Source organism: Streptomyces sp. NPDC055025 (assembly GCF_053608565.1).
Genome location: NZ_JBSGVS010000058.1, coordinates 1 through 25197 on the forward strand (window position 1 = coordinate 1; position 25197 = coordinate 25197).

21 protein-coding genes are annotated in these 25197 nt (G+C 70.4%); 11 read left to right on the forward strand and 10 right to left on the reverse strand.

Annotation, left to right across the window (positions count from 1 at the left end; all coding sequences use genetic code 11):
• Positions 1-61: 61 nt before the first annotated feature.
• Positions 62-3211, reverse strand: coding sequence for an isoleucine--tRNA ligase (gene ileS / locus ACWGDX_RS29815; protein WP_453630610.1), 3150 nt, complete (start codon positions 3209-3211; stop codon positions 62-64).
• A 408-nt stretch (positions 3212-3619) separates the two neighbouring features.
• Entirely contained in the window at positions 3620-3961 is a 342-nt protein-coding gene (locus tag ACWGDX_RS29820; RefSeq protein ID WP_453630532.1) for a hypothetical protein, read from the reverse strand.
• Between ACWGDX_RS29820 and ACWGDX_RS29825 the strand changes: the two genes are divergently transcribed.
• From ACWGDX_RS29825 to ACWGDX_RS29845, 5 genes are all read left to right on the forward strand, one after another.
• Positions 3960-4703, forward strand: coding sequence for a TraR/DksA family transcriptional regulator (locus tag ACWGDX_RS29825; protein WP_453630534.1), 744 nt, complete (start codon positions 3960-3962; stop codon positions 4701-4703). The genes ACWGDX_RS29820 and ACWGDX_RS29825 overlap by 2 nt on opposite strands.
• A gap of 59 nt (positions 4704-4762) precedes the next feature.
• A complete protein-coding gene (lspA, locus tag ACWGDX_RS29830) occupies positions 4763-5332 on the forward strand; it encodes a signal peptidase II (protein ID WP_363084815.1) in 570 nt (189 codons plus the stop codon).
• Between the two features lie 85 nt (positions 5333-5417).
• Positions 5418-6359, forward strand: a complete 942-nt coding sequence (locus tag ACWGDX_RS29835) for an RluA family pseudouridine synthase (protein ID WP_453630536.1) — start codon at positions 5418-5420, stop codon at positions 6357-6359.
• The gene (locus ACWGDX_RS29840) at positions 6356-6919 is read left to right on the forward strand and encodes a GNAT family N-acetyltransferase (RefSeq protein WP_453630538.1); all 564 of its coding nucleotides are present in this window, start codon (positions 6356-6358) and stop codon (positions 6917-6919) included. Before ACWGDX_RS29835 ends, ACWGDX_RS29840 begins: the two co-directional genes overlap by 4 nt.
• 156 nt (positions 6920-7075) lie before the next feature.
• On the forward strand, positions 7076-8662 hold the full coding sequence (locus tag ACWGDX_RS29845; protein ID WP_453630612.1) for a Na+/H+ antiporter: 1587 nt from the start codon (positions 7076-7078) through the stop codon (positions 8660-8662).
• Between the two features lie 42 nt (positions 8663-8704).
• Here the strand turns inward: ACWGDX_RS29845 and ACWGDX_RS29850 are convergent, their stop codons facing one another.
• Complete coding sequence (locus tag ACWGDX_RS29850; RefSeq protein ID WP_453630614.1) at positions 8705-9874, reverse strand: mechanosensitive ion channel family protein; 1170 nt, start codon at positions 9872-9874, stop codon at positions 8705-8707.
• 43 nt (positions 9875-9917) lie between these two features.
• On the opposite strand from ACWGDX_RS29850, the gene ACWGDX_RS29855 reads away from it, so the two are divergent.
• On the forward strand, positions 9918-10487 hold the full coding sequence (locus ACWGDX_RS29855; protein ID WP_453630540.1) for a dienelactone hydrolase family protein: 570 nt from the start codon (positions 9918-9920) through the stop codon (positions 10485-10487).
• 78 nt (positions 10488-10565) lie between these two features.
• Here the strand turns inward: ACWGDX_RS29855 and ACWGDX_RS29860 are convergent, their stop codons facing one another.
• The 4 genes from ACWGDX_RS29860 to ACWGDX_RS29875 all read right to left on the reverse strand — a co-directional run bounded on the left by ACWGDX_RS29860 (position 10566) and on the right by ACWGDX_RS29875 (position 15396).
• Complete coding sequence (locus ACWGDX_RS29860; RefSeq protein ID WP_453630542.1) at positions 10566-12203, reverse strand: alkaline phosphatase D family protein; 1638 nt, start codon at positions 12201-12203, stop codon at positions 10566-10568.
• Between the two features lie 126 nt (positions 12204-12329).
• A complete protein-coding gene (locus ACWGDX_RS29865) occupies positions 12330-13145 on the reverse strand; it encodes a DsbA family protein (protein WP_453630544.1) in 816 nt (271 codons plus the stop codon).
• Positions 13146-13219: 74 nt separating this feature from the next.
• Positions 13220-13903, reverse strand: a complete 684-nt coding sequence (locus ACWGDX_RS29870; protein ID WP_453630546.1) for a hypothetical protein — start codon at positions 13901-13903, stop codon at positions 13220-13222.
• Between the two features lie 152 nt (positions 13904-14055).
• Positions 14056-15396 carry a DUF2252 domain-containing protein gene (locus tag ACWGDX_RS29875; protein WP_453630548.1) on the reverse strand — a complete coding sequence of 447 codons (1341 nt, stop codon included), beginning with the start codon at positions 15394-15396 and terminating at the stop codon, positions 14056-14058.
• A 258-nt stretch (positions 15397-15654) separates the two neighbouring features.
• Here ACWGDX_RS29875 and dnaE point away from each other — a divergent pair, with 258 nt between their 5' ends.
• Positions 15655-19194 (forward strand): DNA polymerase III subunit alpha, encoded by a 3540-nt coding sequence (gene dnaE / locus ACWGDX_RS29880; protein WP_382865195.1) that lies wholly within the window; start codon positions 15655-15657, stop codon positions 19192-19194.
• 163 nt (positions 19195-19357) lie between these two features.
• Here dnaE and ACWGDX_RS29885 read toward each other — a convergent pair whose 3' ends face one another.
• Complete coding sequence (locus ACWGDX_RS29885; RefSeq protein WP_363084336.1) at positions 19358-19546, reverse strand: hypothetical protein; 189 nt, start codon at positions 19544-19546, stop codon at positions 19358-19360.
• Between the two features lie 245 nt (positions 19547-19791).
• Between ACWGDX_RS29885 and ACWGDX_RS29890 the strand changes: the two genes are divergently transcribed.
• From ACWGDX_RS29890 to ACWGDX_RS29905, 4 genes are all read left to right on the forward strand, one after another.
• Positions 19792-21048, forward strand: a complete 1257-nt coding sequence (locus ACWGDX_RS29890; protein WP_453630616.1) for an NYN domain-containing protein — start codon at positions 19792-19794, stop codon at positions 21046-21048.
• An 82-nt stretch (positions 21049-21130) separates the two neighbouring features.
• Positions 21131-22102 carry an ABC transporter ATP-binding protein gene (locus tag ACWGDX_RS29895; protein ID WP_405987644.1) on the forward strand — a complete coding sequence of 324 codons (972 nt, stop codon included), beginning with the start codon at positions 21131-21133 and terminating at the stop codon, positions 22100-22102.
• A gap of 40 nt (positions 22103-22142) precedes the next feature.
• A complete protein-coding gene (locus ACWGDX_RS29900; RefSeq protein ID WP_453630551.1) occupies positions 22143-22976 on the forward strand; it encodes an ABC transporter permease in 834 nt (277 codons plus the stop codon).
• Between the two features lie 34 nt (positions 22977-23010).
• Positions 23011-23706 carry a DUF2567 domain-containing protein gene (locus ACWGDX_RS29905; protein ID WP_453630553.1) on the forward strand — a complete coding sequence of 232 codons (696 nt, stop codon included), beginning with the start codon at positions 23011-23013 and terminating at the stop codon, positions 23704-23706.
• A gap of 217 nt (positions 23707-23923) precedes the next feature.
• On the opposite strand, the gene ybaK is transcribed toward ACWGDX_RS29905, so the two are convergent.
• The gene (gene ybaK / locus ACWGDX_RS29910) at positions 23924-24436 is read right to left on the reverse strand and encodes a Cys-tRNA(Pro) deacylase (protein ID WP_453630555.1); all 513 of its coding nucleotides are present in this window, start codon (positions 24434-24436) and stop codon (positions 23924-23926) included.
• Between the two features lie 17 nt (positions 24437-24453).
• Complete coding sequence (locus ACWGDX_RS29915) at positions 24454-25194, reverse strand: LON peptidase substrate-binding domain-containing protein (protein ID WP_453630557.1); 741 nt, start codon at positions 25192-25194, stop codon at positions 24454-24456.
• Between the last annotated feature and the right edge of the window lie 3 nt (positions 25195-25197).

A 25197-nucleotide genomic window follows, 5' to 3' on the forward strand; every position in this document is an offset into this window, starting at 1 on the left:
CGGCTTCGCGGCGCCCCCGGGACCGTCCGCCTGGTCCAGGGGCGGAACCCCCGGGAGGGGGTCAGGACTTGCGGAGGTGGAAGGTGAGTTCCAGGGACTCGTCCGTGAACGGGGGACCGTAGGACGTGTCCGGGGTGCCGGGGGTGAAGGACGTCGCCAGGACCTCGTCCGAGATCAAGGGGGTGTGCTCGGTCAGGGCCTCCGCCGTGGACGGGGACGTCGCCGTCCAGCGGACGGCGATGCGGTCCGCGACATCCAGGCCGCTGTTCTTGCGTGCCTCCTGGATCAGCCGGATCGCGTCACGCGCCAGGCCCGCGAGCCGCAGCTCCGGGGTGATCTCCAGATCGAGGGCGACCGTCGCGCCCGAGTCCGAGGCGACCGACCAGCCCTCGCGCGGGGTCTCCGTGATGATGACCTCCTCCGGGGAGAGGGCCACCGGAGCGCCGTCGACCTCCACCGTCGCCCCGCCCTCGCGCAGGGCCAGCGACAGCGCCGCCGCGTCCGTGTCCGCGATCGCCTTCGCCACCTCCTGGACGCCCTTGCCGAAACGCTTGCCCAGCGCGCGGAAGTTGGCCTTCGCCGTCGTGTCGACCAGCGAGCCGCCCACCTCGGAGAGCGTCGCCAGGGAGGAGACATTCAGCTCCTCCGTGATCTGGGACCGCAGTTCGGGGGAGAGCGTCTCGAAGCCCGCCGCCGCGATCAGCGCGCGCGAGAGCGGCTGCCGGGTCTTCACACCCGACTCCGCCCGTGTCGCCCGGCCCAGCTCCACCAGCCTGCGCACCAGCGCCATCTGCCGCGAGAGCGCGGGGTCGATCGCCGCGAGATCGGGCTGCGGCCAGCCCGCGAGATGCACCGACTCCACCGCGTCCGGCGTCACCGGCACCACCATGTCCTGCCAGACCCGCTCCGTGATGAACGGGGTCAGCGGAGCCATCAGCCGCGTGACCGTCTCCACCACGTCGTGCAGTGTGCGCAGCGCGGCCTTGTCGCCCTGCCAGAAACGGCGGCGCGAGCGGCGGACGTACCAGTTGGAGAGATCGTCCACGAACGCCGAGAGCAGCTTGCCGGTGCGCTGGGTGTCGTAGGTCTCCATGGCCTGTGTGGTCTGGTCGACCAGCGCGTGCAACTCGCTCAGCAGCCAGCGGTCCAGCAGGGGCCGGTCGGCCGGCGCCGGGTCGGCCTCGCTCGGTGCCCACCCCGACGTACGGGCGTACAGGGCCTGGAAGGCCACGGTGTTCCAGTACGTCAGCAGCGTCTTGCGCACGACCTCCTGGATCGTGCCGTGCCCGACCCGGCGCGCGGCCCACGGGGAGCCGCCGGCCGCCATGAACCAGCGGACCGCGTCCGCGCCGTGCTCGTCCATCAGCGGGATCGGCTGGAGGATGTTGCCCAGATGCTTGGACATCTTCCGGCCGTCCTCGGCGAGGATATGGCCGAGGCAGACGACGTTCTCGTACGACGACTTGTCGAACACCAGCGTGCCGACGGCCATCAGCGTGTAGAACCAGCCCCGCGTCTGGTCGATCGCCTCCGAGATGAACTGCGCCGGGTAGCGCTTCTCGAAGAGATCCTTGTTCTTGTACGGGTAGCCCCACTGCGCGAACGGCATCGAGCCCGAGTCGTACCAGGCGTCGATGACCTCGGGGACCCGGACGGCCTCCAGCGAGCAGCCCTCGGCGGGGCAGGTGAAGGTGACGGCGTCGATGAAGGGACGGTGCGGGTCCAGCCCCGACTGGTCGCTGCCCGTCAGCTCCGTCAGCTCGGCGCGTGACCCCACACATGTGAGGTGGTTCTCCGGGCAGCGCCAGATGGGCAGCGGGGTGCCCCAGTAGCGGTTGCGGGAGAGCGCCCAGTCGACGTTGTTGTTCAGCCAGTCGCCGTACCGGCCGTGCTTGACCGAGTCCGGGAACCAGTTGGTCTTCTCGTTCTCGTCGAGCAGCCGGTCCTTGACCGCGGTCGTGCGGATGTACCAGGACGGCTGCGCGTAGTAGAGGAGCGCGGTGTGGCAGCGCCAGCAGTGCGGGTAGCTGTGCTCGTACGGCACATGCCGGAACAGCAGCCCGCGCTCGCGCAGATCCTCGGTCAGCGCCTCGTCGGCCTTCTTGAAGAAGACCCCGCCGACCAGCGGCAGATCCTCCTCGAAGGTGCCGTCGGGGCGCACCGGGTTGACGACGGGGAGGCCGTACGCGCGGCAGACCTTCAGGTCGTCCTCACCGAAGGCCGGGGACTGGTGGACCAGACCGGTGCCGTCCTCCGTCGTGACGTACTCGGCGTTGACGACGTAGTGCGCCTCGGTCCCGTCCGGGAAGTCGATCAGGGTGAAGGGACGGTCGTACGTCCAGCGCTCCATCTCGCGGCCGGTGAAGGACTCACCGGTGGGCTCCCAGCCCTCGCCCAGCGCCTTCTCCAGCAGCGGCCGGGCCACGACGAGCTTCTCCTCGCCGTTGGTCGCGACCACATAGGTGACCTCGGGGTGCGCGGCCACGGCGGTGTTCGAGACCAGGGTCCACGGGGTGGTCGTCCAGACCAGCAGGGACGCCTCGCCCGCGAGCGGTCCGGAGGTGAGCGGGAAGCGGACGAAGACCGAGGGGTCGACGATCGTCTCGTACCCCTGCGCCAGCTCGTGGTCGGAGAGACCGGTCTGGTCGCGCGGGCACCACGGGGCCACCCGGTAGTCCTGGACCAGCAGGCCCTTGCCGAAGATCTCCTTCAGCGACCACCAGACGGAGTCGATGTACTCCGGGTCCATCGTGCGGTACGCGTCGTCGAGATCGACCCAGTACCCCATGCGGGTCGTCAGCTCGGTGAAGGCGTCGGTGTGCCGGGTCACGGACTCACGGCACCTGGCGTTGAACTCGGCGATGCCGTACGCCTCGATGTCCTTCTTGCCGTTGAAGCCCAGCTCCTTCTCCACGGCCAGCTCCACGGGCAGGCCGTGGCAGTCCCAGCCGGCCTTGCGGGCGACGTGGTAGCCGCGCATGGTGCGGAAGCGGGGGAAGACGTCCTTGAAGACGCGGGCCTCGATGTGATGCGCGCCCGGCATACCGTTGGCGGTCGGCGGGCCCTCGTAGAACACCCACTCGGGGCGGCCCTCGGAGCGTTCGAGGCTCTTGTCGAAGACCTTGCTCTCACGCCAGAAATCGAGCACGGCGTGCTCCAGCGCGGGCAGGTCGACCTGGGCGGGGACCTGGTGGTATTGCGGCGGGGTCACTGGTGTCATGGGGTGCTTCCTCCGGCGGGACTGCGACATCTCCGTCGGAGGGACGAGAGCCTTCGCTCCCGCGGTACCACCCTCCTTGGCCCCGGGCGCGACCGCCCGCGGCCCCCTCATTGGGGTCGCGCTGCCGGTTCTACTCGCCCCGGACGACCAGGGCTTTCTTCCGGCGGCTCCGGGGTGATGCTTCACCTCGCGCTCTGCCCCCGGGCTCGCACCGTCCCCGGGTCGCTCATGGCCGCGTACGACGCTACTCGTCCCCATCCACGCCTTTCGCTGGAGCCCAGTGTACGGGGCGGCGGGGGGCGCGGCCGACCGGTTCCGGCCAGGGGTGCCGTACGGCCGAACGTACGACCCGAATGGTTATTCCGGCCCTTTCGGACTTTGTGGCCGACCGGCGGCGGATTACCCGGCGTCGAGCTGGGCACAACGGATGGAGGCTCGTCTTGTCACGCCATGGGGAGGGCCGAACCGGCGGCGTGCCCCGTTGCCGCGGGGCTGGTGTCGATTTATCGTCCCAGCACGATTCGCGAGCAGGATCACCATATGTGAAGGGGTCGCGGCCATGGTGGTGAAGAAGACCGCCGCGAAGAAGTCGACCGCGGCGGGATCCGCGGCGAGGAGCGCCACCAGGACCACGGCGAAGTCGTCACCGGCGAGGAAGAAGGCGTCGGCGGGGAAGTCCACCACCGCGAAGACCACCGCGAACAGCACTGTGAAGAAGACCACCGCGAAGAAGACCTCCATGAGGAAGACCGCAACGGAGAAGCCGGCGGCGAAGAAGGCCCCGGCGAAGAAGGCACCGGCCCGGAAGGCACCGGCTCAGAAGGCCGTCGTGAGGAAAACGGCCGCGAAGAGGACGGCCGTGGAGAAGACGGCCTCGAAGAAGGCAGCGAAAAAGGCGCCGGTGAGCAAGGCACCTGCGAAGAAGGCCGCGTCCGCGGCCAAGGGGGCGGCCACGGCCGCGGAACAGACAGGAGCCAGAACGGTGGGAGCCAAGAAGACTGCGGGTGGCAGGAGCACGGCGGCCGGCGAGCCCGCCTCGGTGACCGCGACAGCGGTCTCCACGGCGAGCGCCGCCGCGACGCCCCCCGGGGAGCTGCCCGTACGGCCGGGCGAGGACCCCTGGACCGAGGAGGAGGTCACCGCGGCCCGGGACGAGCTGGAAAGCGAGACCGCACGGCTGACCGCCGAGATCACCTCGTCCGAGACCGCCCTCGTCGGGCTGATGCGCGACTCCGGGGGCGGGGCCGGTGACGACGACGCGGACACCGGCACCAAGAACATCACGCGCGAGCACGAGATGGCGCTCGCCGCCAACGCCCGCGAGATGCTGGAACAGACCGAGCGCGCGCTCCAGCGGCTGGACTCCGGCACCTACGGACTCTGCGAGATCTGCGGCAAGCCCATCGGGAAGGCCCGGATGCAGGCGTTCCCGCGCGCCACCCTGTGCGTGGAGGACAAGCAAAAGCAGGAACGTCGAGGCTGAACGCGTACGAGTGTGCCGTACTCTCGTCCTCAGTCTGGCGTCTAGGTTGAGGGACTCACGTGGCAGAGGCGGAGCGCGTTACCGGTACGCCGGATGTTCCGGATGTTGGCGACGAGACCGCGGCTCCCGCCGAGCGGTCCAAGGGGGAGCGCAAGATCGCCGCGCTCTTCATCGTCGCCGTCGTGGCCTACCTGCTTGACCTCGGTACCAAGATGCTCGTGGTGGCCAAGCTGGAGCACCACGAGCCGATCGAGGTCATCGGCGATCTGCTGAAGTTCGAGGCGATCAGGAACCCCGGCGCCGCGTTCAGCGTCGGCGAGGCGTTCACGGTGATCTTCACGATCATCGCGGCGACCGTGATCGTGGTGATCGCTCGGCTGGCGCGCAAGCTCTACAGCCTGCCCTGGGCGATCGCGCTCGGACTGCTGCTCGGCGGCGCGCTCGGCAATCTCACCGACCGGATCTTCCGCTCGCCCGGGGTCTTCCAGGGCGCCGTGGTGGACTTCATCGCGCCGGCGCACTTCGCGGTCTTCAATCTCGCCGACTCCGCGATCGTCTGCGGCGGGATCCTCATCGTGGTGCTGTCGTTCCGGGGCCTCGACCCCGACGGGACCGTCCACAAGGACTGACCGGGCCGACCGGGGCGCACCCCGGCCGACCGGGACTGTCCACAGGCGGGATCGTCCACCAGGACCGACAAGGCATACTCGACGGGTGAGCTTTCCCGAGATCAGAACGCTGCCCGTACCCGATGGCCTGGAAGGCGAGCGCGTCGACGCCGCCATAGCCCGTATGTTCGGGTTCTCCCGCACGAAGGCGGCGGAGCTGGCCGCCTCCGGGAAGGTGCAGGTCGACGGCTCCGTCGTCGGGAAGTCCGAGCGGGTCAACGGCGGCGCCTGGCTCGAAGTGGAGATGCCCCCCGCCGCGGCGCCCGTGGAGATCGTGGCGGAGCCCGTCGAGGGCATGGAGATCGTGCATGACGACGACGACATCGTCGTGATCGTCAAGCCTGTCGGAGTGGCCGCGCACCCGAGCCCCGGCTGGACCGGTACGACGGTCATCGGCGGACTCGCGGCGGCCGGCTACCGGATCTCGACCTCAGGCGCCGCCGAGCGGCAGGGCATCGTGCACCGGCTCGATGTCGGGACCTCGGGGCTGATGGTCGTGGCGAAGTCCGAGCGGGCGTACACCCTGCTCAAGGGGCAGTTCCGGGACCGGGTCGTCGACAAGCGCTACCACGCGCTGGTGCAGGGGCACCCGGACCCGATGAGCGGGACCATCGACGCCCCGGTCGGGCGCCATCCGAACCACGACTACAAGTGGGCGGTGACCGCGGAGGGCAAGCCGTCGGTCACGCACTACGACCTGATCGAGGCCTTCCGGTCGGCGTCCCTGCTGGACATCAAGCTGGAGACGGGCCGTACGCACCAGATCCGGGTGCATATGGCCGCCCACCGCCATCCCTGTGTGGGCGATCTGACCTACGGCGCCGATCCGACGCTGGCCAAGCGGCTGGGGCTGACCCGGCAGTGGCTGCACGCGGTGCGGCTGGGCTTCGAGCACCCGGCGGACGGGCAGTGGGTGGAGTTCTCCAGCGCCTACCCCGAAGATCTTCAGCTGGCACTGGACCGGGTCAGGGCGGAGAGCAACGCATGAGCGGGGCAGCGGCGGGCGCGCCTGGGGACGCCCCGGTGGGGATACCCGCCGGGGCGGGGAGCGGACACGGGGGAGACAGTGGCTTTGTGATCCGCCTCGCGACGGACCCGGCGGACATCGAGGCGTGCTTCGCCGTCCGCAAGGAGGTCTTCGTCGTCGAGCAGCGGGTCGCCGAGGACATCGAGTACGACGGCCGTGACGATCAGGCCCTTCAGGTGCTCGCCATCCGCGACGACGGGGTGCCGCTGGGTACCGGGCGGCTGCTGTACGGGCCCGGCGCCGCCGACAGGACCGGCGGGGATCCGGCCGTGGGCTCGCTGGGACGGCTGGCGGTCAGCTCGGCGGCCCGTGGCCGGGGCATCGGCGCCGCGCTGGTACGGGCCATCGAGGACGCGGCGCGCGAGCGCGGGCTCACGGTGGTGGATCTGCACGCGCAGTCGCACGCGCTGGGTTTCTACGAGCGGCTCGGATACGAGGCGTACGGGCCCGAGTTCCTGGACGCGAACATTCCGCACCGGTCGATGCGGCGTGTGATCCGCGGCGGTGCCGCGGACGCCTGACCGCCTGGACCGGGTCCGGACGGGTGACCGCCCGCACAGGGCCCGGACGGGGCCCGGCGCCGGGGCCGTTCCGCGACCGCGCCGGGGCGCGTGGCAGGCTTGAGGTCCTGATCACCGATGGCCGCCATCGGGCTCGCGACCGTCGGAAGGCGCACTGTGGACCAACTGGCCCTGCTGCTCGTGCTGTTGCTCGGCGCGGTGGTCACGGTGCCGCTCGGCGAACGGCTCAGGCTGCCCGCGCCGGTGCTGATGACCCTCGTCGGGATCGCCCTGGCGCTGCTGCCGTTCGTACCGAACGTCCAGGTGCCGCCGGACTTCATCCTGCCGCTGCTGCTGCCGCCCCTGCTCTACGCCGCCGTACAGCGCACCTCCTGGCGGCAGTTCGCCGCCAACAAACGCCCCATCTTCCTGCTCGCGGTCGCGCTGGTCTTTGTGACGACCGCGGCGGTGGCGGCCGTCGCGAACTCCGTCGTACCGGGCCTCCCGGTCGCCGCCGCGGTCGCGCTCGGCGCACTCGTGGCGCCGCCCGACCCGGTCGCCGCGACCGCCGTCGCCGGTTCGCTCGGGCTGCCCCGGCGGCTGGTCTCGATCCTGGAGGGCGAGGGGCTCTTCAACGATGTCACCGCGATCGTGCTCTACCACGTGGCGATCGCCGCGGCCGTCAGCGGAACCTTCTCCTGGCCGGGCGCGGCCGGGTCGTTCGTGCTCTCCGCGGTGGTGGCCGTGCTGGTGGGACTCGCGCTCGGCTGGATCTCCAACAAGGTGATGTCGCTGCTCGGGGACGCGACGCTGCAGATCGGGCTGACACTCCTGGTGCCGTTCGTCGGCTACGTACTCGCCGAGGAGCTGTACGGCTCCGGCGTCCTCGCTGTCCTCACCACCGCCCTCTTCCTCGCCGAACACACCGCGGACGCCGACGACGTGATGGGACGCCTGGCCGGGAACTCCTTCTGGCAGGTCGTCGACGTGCTGGTGACCGGTGTCGCCTTCGGCCTCATCGGGCTGGAGCTGCACAACGCCTTCGGCGCGGTCGGCGGCCGGGAGGGCCGGATGATCGGCTGGGGCGCGGCGGTCGTCGGGGTCGTGGTGGTGGTACGGCTGCTCTGGCTGCTCCCCGCGACCTGGCTGGCCAAGCGGATGCACAAGCTCCGCGACTACGACGAGGACATCCCGGTCGGCTGGCGCGAGACCGTGGTGATGTGGTGGGCCGGGATGCGCGGGGTGGCCTCGGTCGCCCTGGCGCTGGCGATCCCGCTGAAGACCGACGACGGGCGGCCGTTCCCCGGCCGGGACGAGATCATCTTCATCGCCTTCGCGGTCATCGTGACCACCCTGGTCTTCCAGGGGCTCACACTGCCCTGGCTGGTGAGAAAGCTCGGGGTACGGGCCGACACGGACGCCGAACGGGAACTGGAGCACTCGCTCGCGGTCCGCGCGGCCAAGGCGGCCAGGCGCCGGCTCAAGGAGATCGAGGACGTCGAGGAACTGCCCGAGGACATCAGCGAGCGGCTCCAGCGGGCGGCCTTCGACGTCGGGGTGCGGATCAGCCCCGACATCGTCGACGACGAGCGGCGCGAATGGGTCACGGGCCGGGTGACCCGGCTCAGGACCATGCAGCGCATCCAGCGCGAGATGATGTCGGCGGCGCGGCACGAGGTCCTCGCCGCCCGCAGCGAACCGGGCACGGATCCCGAGGTGGTGGACCGCGTCCTGCGCCATCTCGACGTCCGCAGCATGCGCTGACCGCGAGCTGCCGGTCCGGGCGGGCGTCCCGGCCGGTCGGCCTCAGTCCGCGCGGAGCCGGCCGGTGTTCTCCTCGCGGGTGGCCGCCCCGGACGGATGCCTGTCGGAACGCTCCGGGTCGGGCGCGCGCCCCGGCTCCGGCAGCGGCTCCGGTTCGCCCCGGCTCTGCCCCGGCAGGACCGCCGCGGGCGCCGTGCCGATCCTCGGCAGGGCGTACGGATGGTGCTCGGCCAGCCAGGCCAGCATCTCCTCCCGTACGGCGCACCGCGCCGTCCAGATGTCGTTCGCGTCCTTGGCCGTCACCACAGCCCGCACCTCCATCGTGCTCGGTGTGGTGTCGGTGACCGCCAGATTCCAGTCACGGCCGTCCCAGGACGGGCACTCCAGCAGGATCGCGTGCAGCTTCTCGCGCATCAGCGGCACCGGCGCGGAGTGGTCGAGCTGGAAGAAGACCGTGCCGGTCATCTGGATCCCGCCGCGCGACCAGTTCTCGAACGGCTTGCTGGTGAAGTACGACACGGGCATGGTGATCCGCCGCTCGTCCCAGGTCCGTACCGCGAGGAAGGTGAGCGTGACCTCCTCGACCACGCCCCACTCGCCGTCCACCACCACCGTGTCGCCGATCCGCACCATGTCGCCGAACGCGATCTGGAAGCCGGCGAAGAGATTGCCGAGCGTGGACTGCGCGGCGACACCGGCGACGATGCCGATGATGCCCGCCGAGGCCAGCATCGAGGTGCCGACGGCCCGCATGTCGGGGAAGGTGAGCAGGATCGCCGCCACGGCGACCACGACGACGACCGCCGTCATGATCCGCACTATCAGCGTCACCTGCGTACGGACCCGGCGGATCCGGGCCGGGTCGCGGGTGGAGGAGGCGTAGCGCGCGTACGCGGACTCCACCACGGCGGACACGATCCGTACGGCCAGCCAGGCGCCCGCGCCGATCAGCACCAGCGACAGCGCCCGCCCGATCGCGGTGCCGTAGCTCTCGAAGATCCGCCAGCCCGTCTGACGGAACGAACCGCGCAGCATGGCGGTGAGCAGGACCAACTGCAACGGCAGCCGGCAGCGGCGCAGCAGCCCCCACAGCGGGATCTCGGGGTGGCGCAGATCCGCGCGGCGCAGCACCAGATCGGTCGCCCAGCCGACGGCGAGGGTGAGCAGGACCGAGCCCCCGAGCACGGTCAGTGGGCGCAGTACGTTCTCCATGGCTCCCTCGTCGGGTGATGGCACGGGCTGGCAGGATGGCCCGATGGACATCATGCTCTTCCACTCGGTCCACGGTGCGCGCCCCGCGGTCCATGACGCGGCCGACCGACTGCGTGCCGACGGGCACCACGTGCACGTGCCCGACCTCTTCGACGGACAAACCGTGGAGAGTGCGGAGGAGGGCAGGGCCCTCAAGGACAAGATCGGCAAGGAAGAGCTGCTGAGGCGCGCGGTCCTGGCCGCGGCGCCGTACTCCGAGCGCGGTCTTGTGTACGTGGGGCTCTCGCTCGGCGGCTCCATCGCGCAGAATCTGGCGCTGGGCGACACCAAGGCGCGCGGACTGCTGCTTCTGCACGGCACGTCCGACATCGCGGAGAACGCGTCCGCGGACGAGCTGCCCGTACAGCTCCATGTCGCGGATCCGGACCCTTTCGAGTCGCACGACTGGCTGACGGCCTGGTATCTGCGGATGCGGCGGACCGGGGCCGATGTGGAGATCTACCGCTACCCGGGGGCGGGGCATCTCTACACGGACCCCGGTCTGCCGGACTACGACGAGTCGGCCGCCGAGGAGACCTGGCGGATCGGGCGGGCGTTCATCGCGTCGCTCTGAACGCCCGGTGGGCTCGGCGGGCGGCGGGCTCGGCGGTCCCTGAAGGGTCTGGCCGGCCCGTCTCGCGGTCGCCGCGGGTCAGCGTACGGGCCCGTCCGCCCTCTCGACCCGCTGCGAGCCGGACGCGGTGCGGTAGGAGCGGGCCCAGGAGGTGGTCGCCCCGGGGTCGGCGCGGTCGGAGATCGTGTAATAGTCCATCTGCGCCCGCTCGGCGGTCACATCGAGCACGCCGTAGCCGTGGTGGTCCATGTCCACCCACTTCACATGGCGGTTGGCGAGCTGCACCGCAGCCGTCGCGACGACGGAGAGCGTGCCCGCCGGTACCTTGAGCAGGTCGTCGAGATTGTCGGACGTGACCGAGGTGACCACGAACTCCGTGGCGGCGGAACGCGAGAGCGGATAGGTGGCGGCGGTGACCGGCACATCGTTGGCCCAGGCCATATGGATGTCACCGGTCAGGAAGACGGTGTTCTCGATCCTCCGCTGGGTGAGATGCGCGAGCAGCTCCTTGCGGTCGTCCGTATAGCCGTCCCACTGGTCGACATTGACCGCGAGTCCTTCCCTGGGCAGCCCCAGCAACTCGGCTATCGGGCCCAGCAGATGGGCGGGGAGGGAGCCGAAGGCGACCGGCGAGATCATCACCGAGGTGCCGACCAGCTTCCAGGCGGCGTCCGAGCCCGCCAGGCCCGCCTTGAGCCAGTCGAGCTGGGCGCGGCCGGTGATCGTACGCTCCGGGTCGTCCACCGCGCCGCTGCCGACGGTCGTCTGCTGCGAGCGGAAGGAGCGCAGATCCAGCAGATGGAGATCGGCGAGCGAGCCGAAGCGCAGCCGGCGGTAGACCGTGCCCTCGGTGGAGGCGCGGACGGGCATCCACTCGAAGTACGCCTGCCGGGCCGCCGCGGCCCGGTCGGCCCAGGCGCCTTCCGTACCGGGCGTATGGTTCTCCGCGCCACCCGACCAGGCGTCGTTGGCGAACTCGTGGTCGTCCCAGATGGCGATCACGGGATGCGCCGCGTGCAGCGCCCGCAGGTCCGGGTCGGTCTTGTAACGGCCGTGGCGGGTGCGGTAGTCGGCGAGGCTGATGATCTCGTGCGCCGGCTCGTGCTGCCGTACGACATCCTCGGGCGCCGGGAAACCGCCGGTCGCGTACTCGTAGATGTAGTCGCCGAGATGGAGGACGGCGTCCAGGTCGGCGCGGGCGGCGAGATGACGGTACGCGGAGAAGTAGCCGGCCTCCCAGTTGGAGCAGGAGACGACTCCGAAGCGCACACCCGGGGCGGCGGTGCCGGCCGCCGGGGCGGTGCGCGTACGGCCGGTGGGGGAGACCGTCCCGCCCGCGGTGAACCGGAAGTAATAGACGGTCGCCTGGCGCAGACCCCTTACATCGGCCTTGACCGTATGGTCCGAGGAGGCCCGTGCGGTGGTGGTGCCCCGGGCGACGACCGAGGCGAACTGTCCGTCCTCGGCCACCTCCCACCCCACCTCGGTCTCGGCGCCCTTGCCGGAGCCGGGTACGGCGTCGGAGGAGGGGGTGACCCTGGTCCAGAGCAGTACGCCGTCCGGGAGCGGGTCCCCGGAGGCGACGCCATGGTGGAAGGCGGGGGCCTCGGCGGCGGAGGCGGAGCCGCCGAGAACGACCGGAGCGGCGACAGCGGTGGCGGCAGCGGCCTTGACGACCGTGCGGCGACGCGGCGAAGAAGGCGGAAGACTGGTCACGAACGAGGAGATTACTGACCAGTAGGCCGACGGGCAGGCGAATCGGGAATGTTCGCCTGCCCGTCGGACACCGGCCGCGCGACGGTCACCGCCCGGGGGCTTGTACCGCCGGGAGCGTGAATCCCTTTAGGCGGCGAGCGCCTTGTCGATCGCCGTGTTGAACTCCGCCACCGTCATCGGCGCGTTCTCGCTGCCCTCTGCGGTGAGTTTGGCGCCGTCCATCTTGAGTGTCGGGGTGCCGCCCACGCCGCTCTTGTCGAAGACCGCGGACATCTTCATCGCCCAGGCGTCGTACGTCCCCTCCGTCACATCCTGCTGGAACGCCTTGTTGCCCTTGAGCGCGTTCACCGAGTCGGCCACCTCGATCAGATAGCTGTCCTTGGCGAACTTGTCCTCGGTCTCCTCGGGGTGGTACTTCGCCGAGTACAGCGCGGCCTTGTACTCCATGAACGCCTCGGGGCTCACATTGAGCGCCGCGCCCAGTGCGGAAAGGGCGTTCTTCGAGCCCGTGCCGTTGTCGGAGTTGTCGATGAAGGTCGCGCCGATGTACTTGATCCTGAACTTGCCGGCGTCGACATCGTTCTGGACCGTCTCGCCGACCGTCTGCTCGAAGCTCGCGCAGACCGGGCAGCGGGAGTCCTCGTACAGTTCGAGGGTCTTCTTGGCGTCCGCCTTGCCGATGACGACGGTCGTACCGTCCGTACCCTCGGTGTTCTTCGGGGCGACGACGCTCGTCTCGTCCTTCATCGCCTCCCAGTGCGAGGGCTTGTTCGCCTGGACGACGGCGAAGCCCACGCCGCCGGCTATCGCGAGGACGACGACGGCCGATCCTGCGACGACGAACTGACGGCGGACCTTGTCCTTCCTCGCCTGGCGCTCGCGCTCCTCGCGCAGCCGCTCGCGGGCCGCCGCCTTGTTCGTCTTGCTGTTCCGTGCGCTCATGATGAATGACTCCGTGTGATGACATGCTTCCGCTGACGCGGAGGGACGGGGGGAGGTGCGGCCTGCTCGGACGCTCAGACAGAGCTGAGCGCGAGAGGCGGCGGCCCCCGTCGTCCTACGGAGTGCACAAGGAGCCGGGTACGGGCCGGGCGCGGGCGGTCCGCGGGGCGGACCCTCCGGCGTACGGAGCCGCGGGCCGTGCCGACCACGGTGACCGCGATCAGCAGCGGCCGGAACGCGAACACGGCCACGGCCCGTACCAGGCCCGACAGCGAGGACTCGCCGTGCCGCAGCCAGTACGCGGCGAGCAGCCCGATCGAGACATGGGCGGCCAGCAGCAGCCAGGGCAGCGCCGGGTCCGGGGAGTTGAGCAGGGTGGCCGCGGTGGAGTCCGGGGAGACCACGGCGGGCAGCGGCGAGCCGAAGGCGCCGCCGCACAGGACGTCGAAGCCGACCGAGCGGAGCGACCCCGCCACGGGGCCGCCCGCCGGTCCGTAGCAGACGTGCTGGCCGCTGGTGAAGACGGTGTCCGCGGCCAGTTCCAGCGGGACGAGCAGGGCGGCTATCCGCCAGAAGCCACGCTCGCGGCCCGCCGCCGCGTAGGCGAGCAGAAAGACCACGGCGCTGAGCCCGGCGACCAGGGACAGCGGCACCGGGGCCCGGGACAGCAGCACATGCGAACCCGCGGACAGCGTCACGACCAGTGCCGTGAACAGTGCCGCCCGCGTGGCCCTGAGCCGCGTCCCGGATATGTCCATCGCCGCCGAGTGTGCCATGCGCCCCTGTAAGCGGCCCTTAAAGCCAGGCCGCCCAGCCCCGCGGCAGACCCGCGGCCGGGCCCCTTCAGAGGCCCCGCGGGACCGGCTCCATGAGCCCCGCGGGACGCTTCATGAGTCCCAGGGGCCCGGACCTACGGGGCCAGCCGGCCGTTGCGGAACAGGTCCACGAAGATCTGGTGGTCCGCCCTGGCCCGTGCCCCGTAGCTGTGCGCGAAGTCCACCAGCAGCCGGCCGAAGCCGTCCTCGTCGGCCGCGATCGCCGCGTCGATGGCACGCTCCGTGGAGAACGGCACCAGAGAGTGGCCGCTCTCGTCGTCCGCCGCCGAGTGCATCGTGGCCGTGGCCCTGCCCAGGTCGGCGACGACCGCCGCGATCTCCTCCAGGTCGTCCAGATCCGACCAGTCGAGATCCACCGCGTACGGGGAGACCTCGGCCACGAGCTGGCCGGCCCCGTCCAGCTCGGTCCAGCCCAGCCAGGGGTCGGCATGGGCCTGGAGCGCCCGCTGCGAGATCACCGTGCGGTGGCCCTCGTGCTGGAAGTACTCCCGGACGGTCCGGTCGGTGATGTGCCGCGAGACCGCCGGGGTCTGCGCCTGCTTCATATAGATCACGACGTCGTTCTCCAGGGCGTCGCTGTTGCCCTCCAGCAGGATGTTGTACGAGGGCAGGCCCGCGGAGCCGATGCCCACGCCCCGGCGCCCCACGACATCCTTCACGCGGTACGAGTCGGGCCGGGTCAGGCTGGACTCGGGCAGGGTCTCCAGATAGCCGTCGAACGCGGCGAGGATCTTGTACCGGGTGGCCGCGTCCAGCTCGATGGAGCCGCCGCCCGGTGCGAAGCGCCGCTCGTACTCCCGGATCTCGGTCATCGAGTCGAGCAGTCCGAAGCGGGTCAGCGAGCGGGCCGAGCGCAGCGCGCCGAGCAGCGGGCCCTGGGCGGTGTCCAGGGTGAAGGGCGGCACCTCGTCGTTCTTGGCGCCGGTGGCCAGGGCGTGGATCCGCTCGCGGTAGGCGCCCGCGTAGATCTCCACCAGCTCGGTGATCTGCGCGTCGCTGAGCGCCTTGGTGTAGCCGATCAGCGCGAGGGAGGCCGCCAGGCGCTTCAGGTCCCAGGTGAAGGGACCGATGTACGCCTCGTCGAAGTCGTTGACATTGAAGATCAGCCGGCCGTTGGCGTCCATGTACGTGCCGAAGTTCTCGGCGTGCAGATCGCCGTGGATCCAGACCCGGCCGGTGCGTTCGTCGAGGAACGGACCCGCGGTCCCGCCGGAGCGCTCCCGCTCCAGATCGCTGTAGAACAGGCTCGCCGTGCCCCGGTAGAAGGCGAAGGCGGAGGCGGCCATCTTCCGGAACTTCACCCGGAAGGCCGCCGGATCGGCCGCGAGCAGCGCACCGAACGCGGTGTCGAAGACGGCGAGGATCTCCTCGCCGCGCTGCTCGTCAGCTGCCTCAACAGGTCGCGGGACCGACATCGCTGTGTGCCTCCTGGCGCATGACAATCGAGGGTGGGGTACAGAAGTGGGGGAGGGGTCCGACCGGAGTCGGAGCCCTCTCCCCGGCAACGCCTGACGTTACTCGTGAGTGCCCGTCCTCCGTGCCGGTCACCCGTCCGCTGTCGGTCCCGGGACGTAGACTTCGACGCTGTCCCCCCGAGACTGTCCGCAGCCGGGGGCCCGGGGGTTGCGTCCGGGAAAACACACAGTGCCGTACGTTCGCTGGAGGCCTTCACCGTGACCAAGCCGCCGTTCACGCACCTGCATGTCCACACCCAGTACTCGCTGCTGGACGGTGCCGCGCGGTTGGGGGACATGTTCAAGGCGTGCAACGAGATGGGGATGTCCCATATCGCGATGACGGACCACGGCAACCTTCATGGGGCCTATGACTTCTTCCATCAGGCGAAGAAGGCGGGTGTGACGCCGATCATCGGGATCGAGGCGTATGTGGCGCCGGAGTCGCGGCGCAACAAGCGGAAGATCCAGTGGGGCCAGCCGCACCAGAAGCGTGATGACGTCTCCGGTTCGGGTGGTTACACGCACAAGACGATCTGGGCGGCGAACAGGACAGGGCTGCACAATCTGTTCCGGCTGTCGTCCGACGCGTATGCCGAGGGCTGGCTCCAGAAGTGGCCGCGGATGGACAAGGAGACCATCGCCCAGTGGTCCGAGGGCCTGATCGCGTCCACGGGATGTCCGTCGGGTGAGCTCCAGACGAGGCTGCGGCTGGGGCAGTTCGACGAGGCGCTGAAGGCGGCTTCCGAGTACCAGGACATCTTCGGCAAGGACCGGTATTTCCTGGAGCTGATGGACCACGGCATCGAGATCGAGCACCGGGTGCGGGACGGACTCCTGGAGATCGGGAAGAAGCTCGGTATCCCGCCGATCGTCACCAACGACTCGCACTACACCTACGCCGCCGAGGCCACCGCGCACGACGCGCTGCTGTGCATCCAGACCGGTAAGAACCTCTCCGACCCGGACCGTTTCCGCTTCGACGGGACCGGTTATTACCTCAAGTCGACCGACGAGATGTACGCCGTCGACTCCTCCGACGCCTGGCAGGAGGGCTGCGCCAACACGCTCCTGGTGGCACAGCAGATCGATACGGAGGGCTGGTTCGAGGAGCGGAACCTGATGCCGAAGTTCGATGTGCCCGAGGGCTTCACGGAGGTCACCTGGTTCCGTGAGGAGACCATGCGGGGTATGGCCCGCCGGTATCCGGGCGGGATCCCGGACGACCGGCTCAAGCAGGTCGAGTACGAGATGGGCATCATCATCGAGATGGGCTTCCCGGGGTACTTCCTCGTGGTCGCCGACTTCATCATGTGGGCCAAGAACAACGGCATCGCGGTCGGCCCCGGGCGTGGTTCGGCCGCCGGTTCGATCGTGGCGTACGCGATGGGGATCACCGACCTCGACCCGATCGAGCACGGTCTGATCTTCGAGCGGTTCCTCAACCCCGAGCGCATCTCGATGCCCGATGTCGACATCGACTTCGACGAGCGTCGGCGCGGTGAGGTCATCCGGTATGTGACGGAGAAGTACGGCGCCGACAAGGTCGCCATGATCGGCACGTACGGCAAGATCAAGGCGAAGAACGCCATCAAGGACTCCGCGCGCGTGCTGGGCTACCCGTACGCGATGGGTGACCGGCTCACCAAGGCCATGCCCGCCGATGTGCTGGGCAAGGGCATCGATCTCAACGGCATCACCGATCCCAAGCACCCGCGGTACAGCGAGGCGGGCGAGATCCGGGGGATGTACGAGAACGAGGCCGATGTGAAGAAGGTCATCGACACCGCGAAGGGTGTGGAGGGCCTGGTCCGGCAGATGGGTGTGCACGCGGCCGGTGTGATCATGTCCAGCGAGACGATCACCGACCATGTCCCGGTCTGGGTGCGGCACACCGACGGCGTGACCATCACACAGTGGGACTATCCGAGTTGTGAGTCGCTCGGCCTGCTGAAGATGGACTTCCTGGGTCTGCGGAACCTGACCATCATGGACGACGCCGTCAAGATGGTGAAGGCGAACAAGGGCACCGAGCTCGATCTGCTCGCCCTGCCGCTGGACGACCCGAAGACCTTCGAACTGCTCGGGCGCGGTGACACGCTCGGTGTCTTCCAGTTCGACGGCGGCCCGATGCGTTCGCTGCTGCGGCTGATGAAGCCCGACAACTTCGAGGACATCTCCGCCGTCTCGGCCCTGTACCGGCCGGGCCCGATGGGCATGAACTCGCACACGAACTACGCGCTGCGCAAGAACGGCCAGCAGGAGATCACCCCGATCCACCCGGAGCTGGAGGAGCCCCTCAAGGAGGTCCTCGGCCTGACCCACGGCCTGATCGTGTATCAGGAGCAGGTGCAGAAGGCCGCCCAGATCATCGCCGGGTACTCCCTGGGCGAGGCCGACATCCTGCGCCGGGTGATGGGCAAGAAGAAGGCCGACGAGCTGGCGAAGAACTTCGTCCTCTTCCAGGCCGGCGCCAAGAAGAACGGCTACTCGGACGAGGCGATCCAGGCCCTGTGGGACGTGCTGGTCCCGTTCGCCGGATACGCGTTCAACAAGGCCCACTCCTCCGCGTACGGACTGGTCACCTACTGGACCGCGTATCTCAAGGCGAACTTCCCCGCGGAGTACATGGCGGCGCTGCTGACGTCGGTCAAGGACGACAAGGACAAGTCGGCGGTCTATCTGAACGAGTGCCGTCGTATGGGTATCAAGGTGCTGCCGCCCAATGTGAACGAGTCGCAGTCGAACTTCGCCGCGCAGGGTGACGATGTGATCCTGTTCGGGCTGACCGCGGTGCGGAACGTCGGTCAGAACGTGGTGGACTCGATCATCCGCTGCCGCAAGGCGAAGGGGAAGTACAGCAGCTTCCCGGACTTCCTCGACAAGGTCGAGGCGGTCGTCTGCAACAAGCGCACGGTCGAATCGCTGATCAAGGCCGGTGCCTTCGACGAGATGGGCCACACCCGCAAGGGTCTGGTCGCCCACCACGAGCCGATGATCGACAATGTGGTGCAGGTCAAGCGCAAGGAGGCCGAGGGACAGTTCGACCTCTTCGGCGGTATGGGCGAGGAGCAGAACGAGGAGCCGGGCTTCGGGCTCGACGTCGAGTTCTCCGACGTCGAGTGGGACAAGTCGTATCTGCTCGCCCAGGAGCGCGAGATGCTCGGGCTGTATGTCTCCGACCATCCGCTCTTCGGTCTGGAGCATGTCCTGTCCGACAAGGCCGACGCGGCGATCGCCCAGCTCACCGGTGGCGAACACGCGGACGGCGCGGTCGTGACCGTCGGCGGCATCATCTCCGGCCTCCAGCGCAAGATGACCAAACAGGGCAACGCCTGGGCGATCGCCACGGTCGAGGATCTGGCCGGCTCCATCGAGTGCATGTTCTTCCCCGCCACCTACCAGCTGGTCTCGACCCAGCTGGTCGAGGACACCGTGGTCTTCGTCAAGGGCCGACTCGACAAGCGCGAGGACATCCCCCGGCTGGTCGCGATGGAGCTGTCGGTCCCGGATCTGTCGTCCGCGGGGACGAACGCGCCGGTCACCATCACCATCCCCACGGTGAAGGTCACCCCGCCGATGATCAGCAGGCTCGGTGAGATCCTCAGCCACCACCGGGGGAACTCGGAGGTCAGGATCAAGCTCCAGGGCGCCCGGAAGACAACGGTGCTCCGGCTCGACCGGCACCGGGTACAGCCCGATCCGGCGCTCTTCGGCGATCTGAAGGTGCTGCTCGGCCCGTCCTGCCTGGCGGGCTAGGGCGGATTCGGCGTTCGCGCGCACGAAGCCGCGCGTGAACGCCTCGGACAGAGACGCGCGCGAAAGGCCGCGCACAGAGAACGCGCACAGAGAAGGGGCACGCCCATGGTGGGCGTGCCCCTCGTGCGTCATCCAGGCGGGTCCGGCGCCGGTTCGCGGAGTGTCAGTTGTGGCCGAAGCGCTTCTGCCGGCCCTTGTGCGCGACATCCGTCGGCGAGATGTTCGACAGCTTCTCCCCGGACCGGTCCTCCATGGACGAGGACCCCGTTTCCTCGTTGCCACGCTGGGGCTCGGTGCGGTGCGGCTGCTTACTACTTCGGTCCCGATGGTCGCGATTCTTGTTCTTGGCCATGGTGCTGCCTCCTGCGGGGGATGAGTCGGGTCCAGGGCCGCATTCAGCGTCACATAGGCCACGAATGGCTGCATTCTGGATCATTGCCGTACGTAGTGGTGCCTTGTCACAGGCGTGAGCGGTGATCCGCCACGCCGATGATCGAGTTCCGGACGTTAAGCCTCTTGCCGTCGGGCAGACTCGAAGCAAACCCGCAGTAACTCCCGATCTCCCGATCCCGAGGTTCCCGAAAGAGGGTGGAACACGTGGACCGCTGCGTCGTCCTGGTGGACGCCGGCTATCTGCTGGGCGCCGCCGCGAGTCTTCTCGCCGGAGAACCGGCACGTTCCCGTATCACCGTCGACCATGCCGCACTGATCCAGGGCCTGCGCGAACGCGCCGAGGCCGACACGGAACGGCCGCTGCTGCGTATCTACTGGTTCGACGGCGCCCCCGACCGGGTCCCGCAGCCCGAGCACCGGCGCCTGCGGGTCATGTCCCGGGTGACCGTACGGCTGGGCGCCCTGACCCGCAGCGACGGACGCTGGGCGCAGAAGGGCGTCGACGCCGCGATGCACGCGGAGCTCACCGAGCTGGCCAGAAATCGTGCCTGCTCCGACGTCGTGCTCGTGACCGGGGACGGAGATCTGCTACCGGGACTGATGTCGGCCAAGGAGCACGGCGTCGCCGTACACCTCTGGGCGGTGCAGGCCGCCGACGGCGACTACAACCAGTCGGAGGATCTGGTCGCCGAGGCCGACGAGCGGCGGGTGCTGGACCGGTCCTGGATCACCAAGGCCGTACGCGCCAAGGACCTGGGCGGAATCTGCGCCCCGCCGCCCGCCCCGCGGCCCGAGATCGCGGCGATCCTCTCCGCGCCGCTGCCGGAGTCGGCGCTCGCCGCCTCCGCCGAGCGCGCGGCCGAGGCGGAGGACGGGACGGCCGCCCGGCGGAACGGCTCCGCGCCGTCGTCCGCGGAGCAGGGCGCCGGCGGGACGCATCCGCCGGCCGCCGGCGGGAAGAGCGTGCCCACCCCCAAGGACCTGGCGAGTCTGCGCGGCCCGGCCGGGCAGGCGGCCCAGCCGTCCGCGCAGCCGCCCGCGAGCGCGACGCTCCGCTGGTCCTCCGACAAGGGATGGGTGGAGCGGCCGGGGGGCGGTACGGCGGGGGAGCCGCCGGAGACGGCGTCGCTGCCGACGCTGGCCCAGCTCACCAGCGCGGAGCAGCGCTGGGCGGACCGCGAGGAGGACATCACCACGGTGGGCGGGGACCCGTTCGAGGTGGGGCAGGTCTTCGCGCGCCGCTGGATGGAACGGCTGCCGGACGCGGGCCATGTCCAGAAACTGTCGGTGATGTACCCCCGCGTGCCGCACCGGATCGACGGGGAGCTGCTGCGGTACGCGGCGCGGTTCGGGCTGCTGGCCCACAAGGACGACCAGATCGACGAGCACGACCGGTACGCGATCCGGGCGGGGTTCTGGCGGGAGATCGACGTCCGCGCGGCGGAGACACCTGCTGGCTAGGCCGCCCCGCGCGGGGTGGGGAATTGTGACCCAGGGGCCGGGCGTGCGGCGGGACCCCGTATGGTCGTTGCTCGTGAGTACGGTGTGCGTGGTGCGCGATCTGGTCAAGACGTACCCCGCCGCGCGCGGTGGGCGTGGGGCTCCCGGGACACCGGAGGTACGCGCCACCGACGGGATCTCACTCGATGTGCGGCGCGGTGAGATCTTCGGTCTGCTCGGGCCGAACGGCGCGGGCAAGTCCACGCTCGTACGGCAGCTCACCGGTCTGATGCGGCCTGATTCCGGCCATGTCGAGATCCTCGGGCACGATCTGGTGCGCCACCCCGAGCGTGCCTCGCGGCTCATCGGCTATCTCGGCCAGGAGTCCACCGCGCTCGACGAACTGACCGTCGCGCTCGCCGCCGAGACCACCGGCCGGCTGCGCGGGCTCGCGCTGCGGGCGGCACGGGTCGAGCGGGATCTGGTGCTGGAGGAGCTGGGGCTCACCGGGATCGCGGGGCGCCCGCTGAAGAAGCTCTCCGGCGGACAGCGCAGGCTCGCCTGTTTCGCCGCCACGCTGGTGGGTGAGCGGCCCGTACTCGTACTCGACGAGCCCACCACCGGGATGGACCCCGTCGCACGGCGCGCCGTGTGGGCCGCGGTGGACCGGCGGCGGGCCGAGCACGGGGCGACCGTACTGCTCGTCACCCACAATGTGATCGAGGCCGAGACCGTGCTCGACCGGGTCGCGGTGCTGGAGCGCGGCAAGGTCATCGCCTGTGACACCCCCTCGGGGCTGAAGGAACAGGTCGCGGGGGAGGTACGGGTGGAGCTGGTGTGGCGCGAGCGCGCGCCGCTGGAGGTCCCCGAGGTCGCCGCGCTGCGCGGTTCCGCGCAGGAGTCCGGGCGCCGCTGGGTGCTGCGGCTCGCCCCGGACGAGGCGCGCGCGGCCGTCGCCGCGGTGACCGGTGGCGCGGCCTTCGCCGCGCTGGACGACTTCACACTCGCCACGCCGAGCCTGGAGGATGTCTATCTGGCGCTCGGCGGGAGCACGAAGGGGCTGGTGAAGGCATGAGCGCCGGCCGCACGTACGGAGCGAACAGGAGCAGCGCCAGGTGAGCATCGTGCCCGTGGAGGCCGTGTCCGGGAGAGCCGGGACAGCGGCGGACCCCGTGGAGCCGGCGGACGAGGGCCCCGCGCCCCTGGCGCCCAGGGCGCGGCTGCTGCCCTCGCTCGCCGCCGTCTACCGCGCCCAGCTCTCCCGGGCCCGGGTCGCCCGGATCCCGCTGCTCTTCGTGGCCACGTTCCAGTCGGTCGGGATCATGGTCCTGATGCGGGGTGTGGTCGACGGGGGCGACGAGGCACGGGCGGTCGTCGCGGGGTCGAGTGTGCTGGTCGTCGCGTTCGTGGCGCTGAATCTGCTCGCCCAGTACTTCGGCCAGCTCCGGGCGAGCGGCGGCCTGGACCACTACGCCACGCTGCCGGTGCCGCCCGCGGCGGTGGTGCTGGGCGCGGCGGGCGCGTACGCCTCGTTCACGGTGCCCGGCACGGCGGTCACGGCGGTCACCGGCAGCGTTCTCTTCGAGCTGCCCCTCACCCATCTCTGGGTGCTGGTGGCGGTCATTCCGCTCTCCGGCGCGGCGCTGGCGGGACTCGGCGCCGCCCTCGGGCTGCTCGCGCCGCGCCAGGAGCTGGCCACTCTGCTGGGGCAGCTCGGTATGTCCGCGGCACTGCTGCTGGGCGTACTCCCCGCGGACCGGCTGCCGGGGGTGTTCGTCTACGCACGTGACCTGCTGCCTTCCACCTACGGGGTGGAGGCGCTCGCCCGTACGTTCGACGCGCGGCCCGACTGGGCGGCCGTCGGTCTCGATCTCGCGGTGTGCGCGGCCGTCGGGGTCGTCTCGCTGGCCGTGGCGACCCGGGCGTACCGGCGCGCGGCGGTCCGATGAGGCATCACGGGGCCGGGCCTGGCACGATGGCACAGTGACCGCACCTCTGACGCCGCCTCACCAGCCGCCGCACGACGATCCCTGGCAGTCAGCGCCCGCCGGGGCCTCGCCCCTCCCCGGGGACGAGGCGGAGAAGGGGTCCTCCGAGATGAGGACCGAGGTGCGCCAGGCCGCCGTGGTACTGGTGGCGGTCGCGGTGTCGGGGCTGGCGCTCGGACTGCTGTGGCTGTGGCTGGCGCCGCGCGTTCCGCTGATCTCGGACGCCACGGCGGTCTTCCTCAAGGACACGGAGGGCGAGGAGGCGATCGCCGCCGACGGTACGTTCCTGCTGCTGGCGCTGGGTTTCGGCGCCCTCAGCGCGGCGCTGGTGTTCCTGTTCCGCAGGCGCGGCGGGATCCCGCTGGTGGTGGGTCTGGCGCTGGGCGGCCTGCTGGGCGCGGTGCTGGCGTGGCAGCTCGGCACCTGGCTCGGCCCCACGTCGGACGTGGTGGCGCACGCGAAGGCGGCGGGTACGGGCGTGACGTTCGACGCGCCGCTCGAACTGAACGCGAAGGGCGCGTTGCTGGCGTGGCCGGTCGCGGCGATGGTGGTCCATCTCGCGCTGACGGCCCTCTTCGGCCCTCGCGATCCGGAACCGGAGTGGGACTGGGGCCCGGCGTACGGGCCGGCGCCGGCGTACGGGCCGGCGCGGGACGAGGACGGTCGCGCCGCCTGGGACGCCGGGAAGTAGTTTCTGTGGCGGTGCGGGTCGCCTTCCGGCGGGGGGCCGTGGTTCCGGGTGTGCTTCTGCCGGGGCGGGTTTCGGGTGCGGGTCCGTCCGCGTGACGGCCTGTCCTCAATCGCCGGACGGGCCTGTTTTCCCGGCCTGCGCCGGGAGCGCGACGCGCGCCTGCGGCGCGGGGTGCGGGTGCGTGGTGGGTGCCAGTGGTCCGGCTGCGGGCCGAGCCCTAAGAAGTGGCGCCGCCGCGGGCGATGGGGGCCAGGATGGCTGTGGTGAGGGTTGCCAGGTCCTTGGGGGACAGTTCGACCTCCAGGCCCCGGCGGCCCGCCGAGACGCAGATGGTGGGGTGGGACTCGGCCGAGGCGTCCAGGACCGTACGGAGCCGCTTGCGCTGGCCCAGCGGGGAGATGCCGCCGCGTACGTAACCCGTCGTACGTTCCGCCGCCGCCGGGTCCGCCATGGCCGCGCGCTTGCCGCCGACCGCCGCCGCGAGGGCCTTGAGGTCCAGTGAACCGGCGACCGGGACGACGGCCACGGTCAGTTCGCCGTCGACGTCCGCGACCAGGGTCTTGAAGACGCGGTCCGGGGAGACGCCCAGTGCCTCGGCCGCCTCCTCGCCGTAGGACGCGGACGCGGGGTCGTGTTCGTACGCGTGCAGGGTGTACGCCGTACCCGCCGCGGTCAGGGCGACCGTCGCCGGGGTGCCGCCGGACTGCTGCTTCTTGGACTTCTTCACCAAGGCGTCCATTCCTCGCGTCAGTTGGGGCTCGATGGCGTGTGTGTCAGCGTCACCGCGGGCAGGGAGGGCAGATGGCGGATCACAGCCGTCTCGGACCGCAGCACTTTCAGCTCCTCGCGCAGCCGGGTCGCGATGTCCGGTGCCTCCAGCAGCCGCTGCTTCGCCGGGGTGTCGAGGACGGCCGCCGCGGCGACCAGATAGGACACCACCGAGGGCTCGTCGGGGAGTTCGTCGCTCGTGGAGAGTGAGCGCTCGCGCGCGCCCGCCAGCCGCTTCTGGTAGGCGCGGAACGCCCGCAGGACGCCTTCGGCGAGGGCGCGTGCGCCGTCGCCCGCCTCCTCGGGGAGATCCTCCAGTTCGGCTGTCAGATACGGGCCGCTCGCGTCGACCGAGAGCAGCCGGACGCGGGTGGTGCCGGTGGCCACCACCTCGAAGCTGCCGTCGGGGCGTTCACGGATCGTCGCCGCGTCCGCGACGCAGCCCACCGGGTGGAAGGCGTCGAGGGGTTCGGGGCCGAAGCCGGCGGCCGGTCCGCGCTGGGGCAGGGACGTCGGGTCCGGCATGCCCGGCGAGGTCGGCGCGACCTCGTGCCCGTCGCGGATGGCGACCACGGCGAAGCGGCGCGGCTCGGACTCGTCGGTCTTGAGCAGCTCACGCATCATCGCGCGATAGCGCTCCTCGAAGACGTTCAGGGGCAGGACGAGGCCCGGGAACAGCACCGCGTTCAGCGGGAAGAGAGGGAGGCGTGCGGTGGTCACAAC

What these genes read in the sequence shown, in the direction of transcription:
- ACWGDX_RS29865 (WP_453630544.1), bottom strand. Translation starts at nt 13,145, where the DNA reads ATGAGCGCACGGAACAGCAAGACGAACAAGGCGGCGGCCCGCGAGCGG.
- ACWGDX_RS29820 (WP_453630532.1), bottom strand. Translation starts at nt 3,961, where the DNA reads ATGGAGGTCTTCTTCGCGGTGGTCTTCTTCACAGTGCTGTTCGCGGTG.
- ACWGDX_RS29885 (WP_363084336.1), bottom strand. Translation starts at nt 19,546, where the DNA reads ATGGCCAAGAACAAGAATCGCGACCATCGGGACCGAAGTAGTAAGCAG.
- ACWGDX_RS29875 (WP_453630548.1), bottom strand. Translation starts at nt 15,396, where the DNA reads ATGTCGGTCCCGCGACCTGTTGAGGCAGCTGACGAGCAGCGCGGCGAG.
- ACWGDX_RS29850 (WP_453630614.1), bottom strand. Translation starts at nt 9,874, where the DNA reads ATGGAGAACGTACTGCGCCCACTGACCGTGCTCGGGGGCTCGGTCCTG.
- ACWGDX_RS29840 (WP_453630538.1), top strand. Translation starts at nt 6,356, where the DNA reads ATGAGCGGGGCAGCGGCGGGCGCGCCTGGGGACGCCCCGGTGGGGATA.
- ACWGDX_RS29825 (WP_453630534.1), top strand. Translation starts at nt 3,960, where the DNA reads ATGAGGAAGACCGCAACGGAGAAGCCGGCGGCGAAGAAGGCCCCGGCG.
- ACWGDX_RS29870 (WP_453630546.1), bottom strand. Translation starts at nt 13,903, where the DNA reads ATGGACATATCCGGGACGCGGCTCAGGGCCACGCGGGCGGCACTGTTC.
- ACWGDX_RS29855 (WP_453630540.1), top strand. Translation starts at nt 9,918, where the DNA reads ATGGACATCATGCTCTTCCACTCGGTCCACGGTGCGCGCCCCGCGGTC.